General features: G+C 76.2%; 1 protein-coding gene. It reads right to left on the bottom strand.

Annotated features, from left to right (window positions below; all coding sequences use genetic code 11):
• Positions 1 to 18: 18 nt before the first annotated feature.
• Positions 19 to 14,664 (bottom strand): type I polyketide synthase, encoded by a 14,646-nt coding sequence (locus tag AMK25_RS09515; RefSeq protein ID WP_073827814.1) that lies wholly within the window; start codon positions 14,662 to 14,664, stop codon positions 19 to 21.

Raw genomic sequence — 14,664 nt, 5'->3', positions numbered from 1 at the left:
CACAGATCCCCGGGCGGCTCAGGAGAGCCCGAGGTCCTGGTCGATGAGGTCGAACAGCTCCTGGTTGCTGGCCGCCCGCAGCCGGCCGGCCACCTCGGCGGTGTCCTCCCGGCGTTCCTCGGCGGCGCCGAGCCGTTCGAGCAGGCTGTGCAGGCGCATCGTGATCCGCACCCGGCCGATGTCGTCCGGGTCGCGCAGCGCGAGGGCGCCCTCCAACTGGTCCAGCTCCGCGAGGGTGGGTAGCGCCTCCACCGACGCTTCGTCGAGCAGTTCGGCCCGCAGGTGCTCGGCCAGCGCCTGCGGGGTCGGGTGGTCGAACACCACCGAGCTGGGCAGGCTGAGCCCGGTCGAGCGGGCCAGCCGGCCCCGCAGCTCCACGGCGGTGAGCGAGTCGAAGCCGAGGTCCCGGAAGGGCCGCCCGGCCTCCACGGCGTACGGGCTGTCGTGGCCGATGACCTCGCCCGCGGCGGTGCGGATGAGATCGACCAGCAGCCGTGCCTGTTCGGCCTGCGACAACTCGCCGAGCCGCTTGCGCAGTTCGCCGGCGACCTGGTCGCCGTCCTCGGCGTCGGCGCGCGCCGCCGCGGCCTGGGCGGCCACCTCGGCGATCTCGCTGATCAGCGGCCGGGGCCGGGCGGAGGCGAACACCGGCGCGAAGCGTTCCCAGTCGATGTCGGCGACGGTGAGGGCGGTGTCGTCGCCGTCGAGGCCGGCGCGCAGGGCGGCCATCGCCGGTTCCCGGTCGAGCAGGGACACCCCGCGCCGGCTCATGGCCGCCGCGTGCGCGTCGGTCACCATGCCGCCGCCGGCCCACGGTCCCCAGTTCACCGAGAGGTGCCGGGCCCGCCCGGCCGGCCGGGACTGCGCCCAGGCGTCCAGGAAGGCGTTGCCGGCGGCGTACGCCCCGTGGTCGCCGACGCCCCAGACGGCCGCGATGGAGGAGAAGTGCACGACCAGGTCGAGCGGCTCCGGGTCGAGGAACTCGTCGAGGTGCCGCGCGCCGGCGATCTTGCCGGAGACGACGTCGGCGAGTTCCGCCTCGGTCACGGCGGCGACCGGGTTGAGCCGGCCCACCCCGGCGGCGTGCACCACGGCGTGCACGGTCTCACCGTCGGCGCGCAGGCCACGGACCAGGTCGGCGACCGCGTCCCGGTCGGCCAGGTCGCAGGCCAGCACCCGCGCCTCGGCGCCGAGGGCGGCCAGTTCCGCCACCGCCTCGTCCGCGCCGGGGGCCACCGCGCCGCGCCGGCTGACCAGCAGCAGTCGCCGCGCGCCGTGCCGGGCGAACCAGCCGGCGGCGTACCGGCCGACGGCGCCGGTGCCGCCGGTGACCAGGACGGTGCCCGGCGCCTGCCAGCCGGCCGGCGCCTCGGCGCGGGGCGCGCGCTCCAGCCGCCGCAGGTACGTCCCGGAGTCGCGCACCGCGAGCTGGTCCTCGTCGCCGGCGGCGGTGAGGGCCGCCAGGACTCCCTCGGCGGCGGCGGGGTCCAGGGTGGCGGGCAGGTCCAGCAGGCCCCCCCAGTGCCGGGGGTGTTCCAGCGCGGTCACCAGGCCGAGGCCCCACGTGGTGGCCTGGGCGGGGTGGGCGACGGGGTCGTCGGCGCCGGTGGCCACGGCCTGCCGGGTGAGCAGCCACAGCGGCACCGGTGGCAGGGCGTCCGTGACCGCCTGCACCAGGGCCAGGTTCGCGGTCAGGCCCAACGGCACGGCCGAGCGGTCGGGGTGCGCCCGCTCGTCGAGCGCGAGCAGCGACACGATCCGGGTGGGCGCCGCGGCGGCGAGCTGCCCGGCGAGCGTGCTCCGGTCGGTCGTCGCCGGGTCGACGGCGAGCTGCCGCACGGTGCCGCCCCGCGCGGTGAGCAGTTCGGCGAGCCGGTCGACGACCGGCTGGTCCGTACCGCTGTGCACCAGGGTCCACGTGCCGTCGACGGCACCCGCGACGAGAGCCCGCGGGCGCCAGGTGATCCGGTAGCGCCAGCCGCCGGCGAGGGTGTCCTCCTGCTGCTGGCGCCGCCACCGGTCCAGGTCCGGCAGCAGTTCCCGCAGCGGCCGGTCCGCGTCGAGGCCGAGCCGGCCGGCGAGCGCGTCGCCGTCGCCGGACGCCACGGCCCGCCAGAACGCCGAGTCGACGTCGTCGTGCGCGGCGGCGGGGGTGTGGGTCGCCGCCGCGTCGAGGGTCGGCCAGAACCGCTGGTGGGCGAACGCGTACGTGGGCAGGTCCACCGGGGCGGCGGCGCCGGGCAGCAGTGCCGGGAAGCGTACGGGCACGCCGTGGCAGTGCAGCCGGGCCACCGCGCCGAGCAGGGTGGCCACCTCGTCCTGGCCGGGCCGCTGCACGCCGGTCACGACGACCGGCGCGTCCACCGGCAGCGCGTCGGCGGTCAGGGCGGTCAGCACAGTGTCCGGCCCGATCTCCAGGAACCGGGTCACCCCGTGGGAGTGCAGGTGGGTGACGGTGTCGGCGAAGCGGACCGCCTCGCGGACGTGGCGGACCCAGTAGTCGGGTGTGCAGAGCTGCTCGGGGTCGACGACCGTGCCGGTCAGGTTCGACACCAGCGGCACCGTCGGCGGGGCGTACGACAGGGTCGCCGCGACGGCCGCGAACTCGGCGAGCATGGGCTCCATCAGCGGGCTGTGGAAGGCGTGGCTGACCCGCAGCCGCTTGGTGCGTACGCCGAGGTCGGCGAAGTGGGCGGCCAGTTCGGTCAGCACGTCCTCGGCGCCGGCGACGACGACGGCGGCCGGCCCGTTGACGGCGGCGACGGCGGGCTGCCCCGGCGTGCCGGACAGGGCCCGCAGCACGTCGACCTCGGGCGCGGCGACGGCGAGCATCCCGCCGCCGGGTGGCAGGGCCTGCATCAGGCGCCCCCGGTTGCCGACGAGCGCGCAGGCGTCGGCCAGGTCGAGCACTCCGGCGACGTGGGCCGCGCTGATCTCCCCGACGGAGTGCCCGGCCACGAAGTCGGGCCGGATCCCCCAGTGTTCGAGCAGCCGGAACAGCGCCACCTCGACGGCGAAGAGCCCGGCCTGGGTGAAGACGGTCTGGTCGAGCAGGTCGGCCTCGGCGGTGCCGGGCTCGGCGAACAGCACCGCGCGCAGCGGCCGCGGCAGGTACGCGTCCAGGTGCTGGCACGCCTCGTCGAGGGTCGCCGCGAAGACGGGGAACGTCTCCCACAGGCGTCGGCCCATCCCGGCGTGCTGCGCGCCCTGGCCGGAGAAGAGCGCCGCCAGCGCGCCGCCGGGCTCGGCGGCGCCCCGGGTGAGCCCGGGGTGGTCCTGCCCGGCGGCCAGGGCCCGCAGGCCGGCGAGGGCGGCGTCGGCGTCGGCGGCGAGCAGCACCGCGCGGTGCCACAGCGGGGACCGTCCGGTGGCCAGTGCCCGGGCCGCGTCGGCCGCGGGCGTTCCGCTGCCCGGCAGCCAGTCGGCCAGCCGGGCCGCCTGCGCCCGCAGGCTGTCGGCGGTGTCCGCCGATACGACCCACGGCAGCAGCGGCGTCCCGTCGGCGGCGCCGAGCGTGCCGCGGCTGGAGCTGGTCGTGGGCGCGTCGGCGCTGGCCGGACGGGGGGCGGCGGTGTCGGCCGGGGGCGTGGCGGGCGCCTGTTCGAGGATGACGTGCACGTTGGTGCCGCTGACCCCGAACGACGACACGCCGGCGCGGCGCGGCCGGTCCACGTCCGGCCACGGCTGCGCCTCGGTCAGCAGCGCGACGGCACCGGACGACCAGTCCACGTGCGGCGACGGCTCGTCCACGTGCAGGGTGGGCGGCAGCAGGTCGTGCTGGAGGGCCAGCACCATCTTGATCACGCCGGAGACGCCGGCGGCGGCCTGGGTGTGGCCGATGTTCGACTTCACGGAGCCGAGCCAGAGCGGCCGGTCGGCGGGGCGCTGCCGCCCGTACGTGGCCAGCAGGGCCTGCGCCTCGATCGGGTCGCCGAGCCGGGTGCCGGTGCCGTGCCCGTCGACGGCGTCCACGTCGGCGGCGCTCAGCCGCGCGTTGGCCAGCGCCTGGTTGATCACCCGCTCCTGCGCGGGCCCGTTGGGTGCGGTCAGGCCGTTGCTGGCGCCGTCCTGGTTCATCGCCGAGCCGCGCACGACGGCGAGGATCCGCCGGCCGTCGCGCCGGGCGTCGGAGAGCCGCTGCAACATCACCAAGCCGACGCCCTCGCCCCAGCCGGTGCCGTCGGCGGCCCCGGCGAACGACTTGCACCGGCCGTCGAGGGCGAGCCCTCGTTGCCGGGCGAACTCCAGGAACGGGCCGGGGGTGGCCATCACCGTCACGCCGCCGGCAACCGCGACGTCGCACTCGCCCTGCCGCAGGGACTGGCAGGCCAGGTGCAGCGCCACCAGCGACGACGAGCAGGCGGTGTCGACGCTGACGGCGGGGCCCTGCAACCCGAAGTGGTACGCCAGCCGACCGCTGATGACGGCGGCGACGTTGCCGGTGGCCTGGTAGCCCTCGGTCTCGACCTGGGCGGCCATCAGCAGCGTCGCGTAGTCCTGGCCGTTGGTGCCGACGAAGACGCCGGTGTTGGTCTCCCGCATGTCGGCGGGCGCGGTGCCGGCCCGCTCGAACAGCTCCCAGGCGCTCTCCAGCAGCACCCGTTGCTGCGGGTCCATCACCATCGCCTCGCGCGGGGAGATGCCGAACAGGGCGGCGTCGAAGCCGGCGGCGTCGGTGAGGAAGCCGCCCTCGCGCACGTACGAGGTGCCGGGCCGGTCGGGATCGGGGTCGTAGATGGCTGCCAGGTCCCAGCCCCGGTCGGTCGGGAACTCCGCTATGCCGTCGCGTCCCTCGGCGACGAGTCGCCACAGGTCCTCGGGGCCGGCGACGCCGCCGGGGTAGCGGCAGCTCATCGAGACGATGGCGATCGGCTCGTCCAGCGCGGTGGCGGCCCGCACGGGCTCGGCCGCCGGGGTGTCGTCGCCCGCGAGCCGGCCCGCCAGGTGCTCGGCGAGGGCGTCGGGCGTCGGGCGGTCGAACACCAGGGTCGCCGGCAGGTTCAGTCCCACCGCCTCGGCGAGGCGGTTGCGCATCTCGACGGCGCTGAGCGAGTCGAAGCCGATCTCCCGGAACGACCGGTCCGCCGCCAGCGCCTGCGGCGAGGACAGGCGCAGCACCGCCGCCGCGTGGACGCGTACGAGGTCGAGCAGGACCCGACGGCGTTCCGGTGCGGCGAGGCCGGCCAGCCGGCCGCGGAGCGGGGACGCCGCGTCGGGCGTGCCGCCGTCGCGCTGCCCGGCCGCGAGCAGCCGGGCCACCTCGGGGATGTCGGCGATCAGCGGCCGGGGGCGGGCCAGCGTGTAGGTCTGCAGGAACCGGTCCCAGGCGATGTCCGCCACGGTGAGCGTGGTGTCGCCGTGGTCGAGCGCCTCGGCCAGGACGGAGACCGCGAGGTCGGGGCGCATGGCCCGGACGCCCGAGCGGAACATCTGGTCGGCGGCGCCCTCGGCGTCGACCATGCCGCCGCCGTCCCAGGCACCCCAGGCGACGGCGGTGGCGGCCCGTCCGCGCCGTCGCCGGTCCTCGGCGAGCGCGTCGAGGAAGGCGTTGGCGGCGGCGTAGCCGCCCTGGTGCCCGCCGCCCCAGACGCCCGCGCCGGAGGAGAAGAGCACGAACGCCGACAGTTCGTCGCCGCACGCCTCGTCGAGGTTGACCGCGCCGGCCACCTTGGCCCGCAGGGCGTCGGCGAGGTCGGCGACGTCGGTGGCCGCGACGGGCGCGGCGTGGGCGACACCGGCGGTGTGGAACACGGCCCCGATGTGGGTGCCCTGCCCGGCGAGCCGCTCGACGAGGGCCCGTACGGCGGCCGCGTCGGCGACGTCGCAGGCGGCCACGGTGACTGTGGCGCCGGCGGCGCGCAGTTCGTCGGCCAGCTCGTCGGCGCCGGGCGTGGCGGGGCCCTGGCGGCCGGTCAGCACCAGCTCACCCACGCCCTCGCGGGCCAGCCAGCGCGCCACCTGGGCCCCGATGGACCCGAGGCCGCCGGTGACCAGGACGGCGCCGCTGGCGGGCCGCCAGTCCTGCGTCGCGGTGCGCTCGGCGCGGGCGCGGACCAGTCGCCGGGCGAACACCCCGGAGGGGCGCAGCGCCAGCTGGTCCTCCGCGTCGACGCCTGCCAGCACCGCCACGAGCCGGGCCCGGTCCCGGGGGTCCAGCTCGGCGGGCAGGTCCAGCAGTCCGCCCCAGCGGTCCGGGTGCTCCAGGGCGACCACCCGGCCGAGCCCCCAGAGCATCGCCTGGCGGGGGCGGTCGAGCTGGTCGGCGCGGCCGGTCGAGATTGCGCCGGCGGTGGCGCACCACAGCGGGGCGGTGACGCCGGTGTCGCCGAGGGCCTGGACCAGGGCGTACGTGGCGGCGAGACCCGCCGGGACGACCGGGTGGGCCGGGTGCGGCGCGTCGTCCAGGCCGAGCAGGGAGAGCACCCCGGCGACGGGCCCGCCGGTACGCGCCAGCCGCTCGGCCAGCACCGGCCGGCCCGTCTCCGGCACGTCGATCCGGACGACCTCGGCCCCGCCCTCGCCCAGCGTCCGGGCGACGCCGTCGACCAGGGGGTGCTCGGCTTCGGCGGCCGGCACGACCAGCAGCCACGTGCCGGCGAGGGTGGCCTCCGGCGCGACGGCCAGCGGCTTCCAGGTCACCCGGTAGCGCCACGAGTCCACGGTGGACTCGTCGCGGCGGCGCCGGCGCCAGGAGGAGAGCAGCGGCAGCGCGGGGTCGAGGGAGCTGACCGTGGCCTCGTCGATGCGCATGGCGGCAGCCAGCGCAGACGCGTCGGCGCGTTCCACGGCCTCCCAGAAGTGCCGGTCCGCCTCGTCGGTGCCGGCGGGGGCGGTCGCCGCCGTCGGCTGCGGCCAGTAGCGCTGGCGCTGGAAGGCGTACGTGGGCAGCGGGGGCGGCGGGCCGGTGGGGGCGCCCAGGATCGCCGTCCAGTCGACGGGCACGCCGTGCACGTGCAGCCCGGCGAGGACCGTCAGCATGCGCTGCCAGCCGCCGGCCACGGTGTCGTCGGCGGCCACCACGACGGCGTCGTCGGCCCGCGCGCTCTCGCGGATGCCGGCGGCGAGCACGGTCGCCGGGGCAGCCTCGAGGAGGACCCGGTGGCCCTCGTCGAGCAGGGCGCGTACGGCCGGTTCGGCGTCGGCGTCGGCGTCGGTGGTCAGGCCCCGGTACCACCGGGCGGCGTCGAGGCCGTCGGTGTCGATCGGGCCGCCGGTCGTCGCCGAGTACAGCGGCACGTCGGCCGCCCGGAGGGTGATCCCGGCCAGCGCGTCCGGGCCGTCCTCCGCCCGGCTGGCGAGGGCGATCGTCCTCGCCGCGTCCTCCAGCGACAGCGCGCCGGCCACGCAGGCGGCCGCGAGCGCGCCGTGAGCGTGCCCGAGCACGGCGGCGGGTCGTACGCCGAGGGAGCGCCACCAGCGTTCCAGCGAGACGGCCACGGCCCACCGGACGGCCGGCGCCACCCCGGGGTCGGCCGGGGTGGGAGCGCCGTCCGCGCCGCGCAGCACGGCGGCGAGCGACCAGTCCACGTGGGGGGCGAGGGCCGCCTCGCAGGCGGCGATCGCGGTGGCGAACTCCGGTGCCCGGTCCAGCAGCTCGACGGTCGCGGCGGGCCACGGGTCGCCGTGGCCGGGGAAGACGAGGACCGGGTCGGCGGCGCGCGCCGCGACGCCGGTGACGGCGGCAGTGGCCTCGCCGAGGTGGAACGACTCCAGGGCCCGCGTCAGGTCGACGGTGTCGCGGCCGAGGACGACGGCGCGGTGCTCGAACGTGGCCCGGGTGGTGACCAGGGCGTGCGCGACGTCGGCCGGCGCCAGCTCCGGGTGTGCCGCGAGGTGCGCCTTCAGCCGGGCCGCCTGGTCGCGCAGCGCCGGGGCGTCCACGGCGGAGAGCACGAGGGGTACGACGTCGGCGCGCGGCCGGTCGGTGGGCCGCGCGCCGACCGTCTCGGCGGGCGGCTGCTCGATGATCACGTGCGCGTTCGTGCCGGAAATCCCGAACGACGACACCCCCGCCCGACGCGGCCGACCCACCCGCGGCCACGGCACCGCCTCGGTCACCAGAGCAACCGCCCCCGCCGACCAGTCCACATGCGGGGACGCCTCGTCCACGTGCAGCGTCGCCGGGACGACGCCGTGCCGCATCGCCAACACCATCTTGATCACACCAGCCACACCCGCAGCCGCCTGCGTGTGCCCGATGTTCGACTTGATCGAGCCCAGCCAGAGCGGCCGGTCGGCGGGCCGGTCCTGCCCGTACGTGGCCAGCAGGGCCTGCGCCTCGATCGGGTCGCCCAGGGTCGTACCGGTGCCGTGCGCCTCGACGGCGTCCACGTCGGCGGTGGTGAGCCGGGCGTTCGCGAGGGCCTGCCGGATGACCCGCTGCTGCGACGGGCCGTTGGGGGCCGTCAGCCCGTTCGACGCGCCGTCCTGGTTCACGGCGCTGCCCCGTACCACCGCCAGGATCCGCCGGCCCTCCCGCTGCGCGTCGGAGAGTCGTTGCACCAGCAGCACACCCACACCCTCGGACCAGCCCGTGCCGTCGGCCGACGCCGCGAACGACTTACACCGGCCGTCGGCCGACAGACCACGCTGCCGCGAGAACTCCACGAACGTGCCGGGCGTCGCCATCACCGTCACGCCACCGGCGAGCGCGAGGTCGCACTCACCGCTGCGCAGCGCCTGCACCGCGAGGTGCAGCGCCACCAGCGACGACGAGCACGCCGTGTCGACAGTGACCGCCGGGCCCTCCAGGCCGAACGTGTACGCGACCCGGCCGGACAGCACGCTGCCCGAGTTGCCGGTGCCGATGTAGCCCTCGACCTCGGGCGTCTCCATGAGCTGCGACGCGTAGTCGTGATACATGACGCCGGCGAACACACCCGTCCGGCTACCCCGAAGCCGCTGCGGATCCAGCCCGGCCGACTCGAACGACTCCCACGACGCCTCCAGCAGCAACCGCTGCTGCGGATCCATGGCGAGGGCCTCACGCGGCGAAATACCGAAGAAACCCGGGTCGAACTCCGCCGCGCCGTACAGGAAACCGCCGTGGCGGGTGTACGACGTACCGCTACGCTCCGGATCCGGATCGAACAGCGACTCCAGATCCCAACCGCGATCCGCCGGGAACTCCCCGATCCCCTCGCCGCCGCCGGCCAGCAGCGCCCACAGTTCGTCAGGGGATTCCACCCCGCCCGGGTAGCGGCAGGCCATGCCCACGATCGCGAGCGGCTCGTCGGCGCGGGTGGTGGTCCGCGCGCCCGGCGCGGCGGGGCCACCTGCGGCGCCAGCCAGTTCGGCGTGCACATGGGCGGCGAGCGCCTGCGGCGTCGGGTAGTCGAATACGAGCGTCGAGGGCAGCCGCAGGCCGGTGGCCGCGTTCACGCGGTTACGCAGGTCGACGGCGGTCAGCGAGTCGAAGCCCAACTCCCGGAACGCCCGGTCGGCGGGCACGGCTTCCGCCCCGCCGTGCCCGAGCACCTGCGCGACGAGGCCGCGTACCAGCACGTCGAGCTGGGCGCGCGCCTCGTCGGCGGTCAGGCCGCCGATGCGGGTCGCCCAGGTGGTGCCCTGTCCCGCCTGGCGGCGGGTCGTGGTCGTGCCGACCAGGTTGCGGAGCATCGGCGGCACCAGGCCGGCGCCGGCCGCGGCCCGGAGGGCGGCCAGGTCGATCACGGCGGGCACCAGGGCCGGCCGGCCGGCGGTCAGGGCGGCGTCGAACAGCCGCAGCCCGGTGTCGGCGCTCATCGCGGTGATGCCGCCCCGGGTCGATCGCGCCCGGTCCGCCTCGTCGAGGGACGCGCCCATGCCGGGGGTGTCCCACATGCCCCACGCCAGGCTGACCGCCGGCAACCCGAGCTGCCGCCGCCACACCGCCAACCCGTCGAGGAAGGCGTTGCCCGCCGCGTACGCCGACTGACCCGGCGAACCCAGCACACCCGCCACCGACGAGAACACCACGAACAAGTCGAGATCCAGCGACGCCGTCGCCTCGTGCAACAACCAACCCGCCGACACCTTCGGCGCCAACACCCTTGCCAGACGCTCCTCGGTGACCCGCTCGATCACCCCGTCATCCAACACACCAGCGGTGTGCACCACACCCGCCAACCGACCACCGGCGGAAACCTCCGCCACCAGGCCGAACACCTGATCCCGGTCCGTCACGTCACAGGCCACCACCCGCACCGACGCACCCAGCGCGGACAACCGCTCCGACAGCTTGCCCGCACCCGCAGCCGCCGGGCCACGACGCGACACCAGCACCAGCGACCGCACGCCGTATGCCGACACCAGATGCTCCGCCACCAACGCACCCAGCGCGCCCGTACCGCCGGTCACCAGCACCGCGCCGTCACCCACCACGGCACCGTCCGCCGACGAGGGCGCTACCGCACGCACCAGACGCGGCACGAACACCTCACCCGAGCGCACCGCGACCTGACCACCGAACGCCACCGGCTCGTCGGCCACGGAACTCAGCACAGCCAGCAGCCCCGCGTCCACGTCAGCGTCGACATCCGCCAGGACGATGCGACCCGGATGCTCCGACTGCGCCGAGCGCAGCAGACCCCAGACCGCCGCTGCGGCCAGGTCGGTGACCCGGTCTCCGTCCCCGATCGACACCGCACCCCGGGTCACCACGACCAACCGCGACTCCGCCAGCGCGTCCGCCGCCAGCCAGGACCGCACCGTCGCCAGCACCTGCGACGTCGCCGCCCGCACCGACTCGGGGCCATTGTCGACGGCGGCGGGCATCTCACCGGGGACCGAAGCAGGTTCCGTCTCGACGTGCAGGGCCCGGCGCAGGCCACCCGCCGGCACCAGCAACAGACGCGGCGCCACACCCGACGCCACGGCGACCGCCTCGACGTCGGCGTACACCGGCAGCTCAGCGACGGCCGGCAGGTCGGCGGCGGCGGGCGAGCCGAGCAGCGCCCACCCGGAGGCGTCCCCGGCCGGGGCGACCTCCTGGGCCTGCCAGGCGACCTCGAACAGCGACCGGGCCGACGCGTCCGGGGACGACGACACCCCGGTCAGCTCGCGCAGGGCGAGGGTGTCCACCGACACCACGGCCGCGCCCGACTCGTCGCACGCGACCAGACGCACCGCCGAGCCCGTACGCGACAGCCGCACCCGCAGCACCCGCGCACCCGAGGCCCACACCTGCACACCCTCGAACGCAAACGGCACCCGCGCCCCACCCGAGCCCTCCGAGCCGGGCAGCAACCCGATCGGATGCAGCGCGGCGTCCAGCAACGCCGGGTGCACGCCGAAGCGAGCCGCCTCCACCGCCGCGTCGTCCGGCAGCACCACCTCGGCGAACACGTCCTCGCCGACGGTCCACACCCGGCGCAACCCCCGAAACACCGGCCCATACGACAGGCCGCGCTCCGCCAGGGCCGGATACCAGTCCGCCACGTCCACCTCGACGCCGTCGACCGGCGGCCACTCCCCCACACCCGGCTCGTCGGCCGACGCCGGCTCCAGCACACCCTCGGCGTGCGAAACCCACTCTGCCTCAGAATCACCCTCGGACTGGGAGTGCACGGCCACGACGCGGATGCCGGCCTCGTCGGCGGCGCCGACGCGTACCTGCACCCGCACCGCACCCGCCTGCGGCAGCACCAACGGCGCGGCCACGGTCAACTCCCGCACCCGCGACGCACCCACCTCGTCACCCGCCCGCACCGCCAACTCCACCAGAGCGGCGCCCGGCACGATCACCGCGCCGGAGACGACGTGGTCGGCGAGCCACGCGTGCGTCGACGTCGAGAGACGGCCGGTCAGCACCACCATGTCCTCGCCCGCCACGGAGACCGCCGCGCCGAGCAGCGGGTGCCCGGCCGCGCCGAGGCCGGCACCGGAGACGTCCGTCCAGCGGCCCGCCGGCTCCAGCCAGTAGCGCTGGTGCTCGAAGGCGTACGTCGGCAGGTCGACGTGCCGGCCGCCGGCCCGGTCGAGCAGGCCCGCCCAGCCGACGGCGCGGCCGTGCACGTGCAGCGACGCGAGGGCCTCCAGGAGGGCCTGCGGCTCAGGCCGGTCGTGGCGCGACACCGGCACCAGCAGGGGCGCCGGCTCGTCCTCCGCGCGCTCGGCGAGGCAGTTCTGCGTCATGGCGGTGAGGACGCCGTTCGGTCCCACCTCCAGGTAGGTGTCGACCTCCTCGGCGCGCAGGCAGTCGACGGCGTCGGCGAAGCGAACGGTGCCGCGTACGTGGCGCACCCAGTAGCCCGGGTCGCAGAGCTGGTCGGCGCCGGCGACGCGGCCGGTCAGGTTCGACACCACGGGGATCGTCGGCGGCCGGAACGTCAGTCCCCCGGCGACGGCCGCGAACTCGGCCAGCATCGGGTCCATCCGGGCGCTGTGGAAGGCGTGGCTCACCCGCAGGCGGCGGGTCTGCACACCCCGCTCGGACCACACCCGCTGCACCTCGTCGAGCGCCTCGACGTCGCCCGCGACCACCACGGCGGCGGGGCCGTTCACGGCGGCCACGTCCAGCCGGCCGGTCAGCCCCGCCAGGGAGGCGGCCACCGCGGCCTCGTCGGCGGCCACGGCGAGCATGCCGCCGCCCGCCGGCAGGGCCTGCATGAGCCTGCCCCGCGCGGCGACCAGCGCGCACGCGTCGGCCAGGGAGAGCACGCCCGCCACGTGCACCGCCGCGATCTCGCCGATGGAGTGCCCGGCCACCACGTCCGGCACCACACCGAACGACTCCACCAGGCGGAACAACGCCACCTCGACCGCGAACAGCCCCGCCTGCGTGAACACCGTCTGATCCAGCAACCCCGCCCCGGGCGTGCCCTCCGACGCGAACAGCACCTCCTTGAGCGGACGCGGCAACAACGGATCCAGGTGACCGCACGCCTCGTCGAGAGCCGCGGCGAACACCGGGAACGCCCCGTACAACTCGCGACCCATACCGGCGCGCTGCGCGCCCTGGCCGGAGAAGAGGAAGGCCACCCGGCCACGCGGGGCCGACGCGCCGGTGGTGACGGCGCCGGTCGGCTCGCCCGCGGCGAGGGCCCGCAGCCCGGCGAGCAGGTCGTCCGCGTCGCCGGCCAGGACGACCGCGCGGTGTTCGAGCCCCGCGCGGCTGACCGAGGAGACCGCGACGTCCACCGGACGTGGGGCGTCGACGCGGGCGAGGTGGTCGGCCCAGCGGCCGGCCTGCCCCGCGAGCGCCTCGGGCGTACGGGCGGAGAGGAACACCGGGGCGAGCGGGAGCGCGACCGGCGCGTCGACGGCGGAGGGTGTCTCGTCGGTGGACGGGGCGTCGTCGCCGGGCGCCTCCTCCAGGATGACGTGCGCGTTCGTACCGCTGATGCCGAAGGACGACACGGCGGCCCGGCGCGGCCGGTCGGTGGCCGACCACGCGCGCGCCTCGGTCAGCAGCGAGACCTGCCCGGCGGACCAGTCGATGTGCGGGGACGGCTCGTCGACGTGCAGGGTGGCGGGCATGGTGCGGTGGCGGATCGCCTCGATCATCTTGATCAGGCCGGCGGCGCCCGCGGCGGCCTGGGTGTGACCCAGGTTCGACTTGACCGAGCCCAGCCAGAGCGGCCCGCCGTCGCCCCGGTCCTGCCCGTACGTGGCCAGCAGCGCCTGCGCCTCGATGGGGTCGCCGAGGGTGGTGCCGGTACCGTGCGCCTCGACCACGTCGACGTCGGCCGGCGAGAGCCGGGCGTTGGCGAGGGCCTGCCGGATCACCCGCTCCTGCGACGGGCCGTTGGGGGCGGTGAGTCCGCTGCTGGCGCCGTCCTGGTTGACCGCGCTGCCCCGGACGACGGCGAGGATGCGCCGGCCGTCGCGGCGGGCGTCGGAGAGCCGTTGCAGGAGCAGCACGCCGACGCCCTCGGACCAGCCGGTGCCGTCGGCGGCGGCGGCGAACGACTTGCACCGGCCGTCGGAGGCCAGGCCCCGCTGGCGGGAGAAGTCGGCGAAGGTGCCCGGGGTGGACATGACCGTCACACCGCCGGCGAGCGCGAAGTCGCAGTCCCGCTGGCGCAGCGCCTGCGTCGCGAGGTGCACGGCGACCAGCGACGACGAGCATGCCGTGTCCACAGTGACGGCCGGGCCCTCCAGCCCGAAGGTGTACGCCACCCGGCCGGACACCACGCTGCCGGAGTTGCCGGTGCCGATGTAGCCCTCGACGCCGTCGGGCAGGTCCAGCACCCGCGACGCGTAGTCGTGGTACATGACCCCGGCGAAGACGCCGGTCCGGCTGCCACGCAGCGCCTGCGGGTCGATGCCGGCGTGCTCGAACGCCTCCCAGGAGGTCTCCAGCAGCAGCCGCTGGTGCGGGTCCATCGCCAGGGCCTCGCGGGGGCTGATGCCGAAGAAGCCCGGGTCGAACTGTGGCGCGTCGTAGAGGAAGCCGCCCTGGTTGCTGGTCGACGTGCCCGGGTTGTCCGGGTCGACGTTGAAGAGCCGCTCCAGGTCCCAGCCCCGGTCGGTCGGGAAGTCGCCCACCCCGTCGCCGCCCCGGTCGACGAGGTCCCACAGCTCGGCCGGGCTGGACACCCCGCCCGGGAACCGGCACGCCATGCCGATGACGGCCATCGGCTCGCGGTCCTTGGCCTCCACCTCGCGTACCCGTCGACGCGCGTCGCGCAGGTCGGCAGTGGCACGCCGGAGGTAGTCGAGGAACTCTGCCTCAGTGGGCAT

Source organism: Micromonospora sp. TSRI0369 (genome assembly GCF_001905625.1).
In the GTDB taxonomy this organism is placed as follows: Bacteria; Actinomycetota; Actinomycetes; order Mycobacteriales; family Micromonosporaceae; genus Micromonospora; species Micromonospora echinospora_A.
Note: the sequence above shows the minus strand (reverse complement) of the source record. Positions and strands in the feature narration are given on the sequence as shown.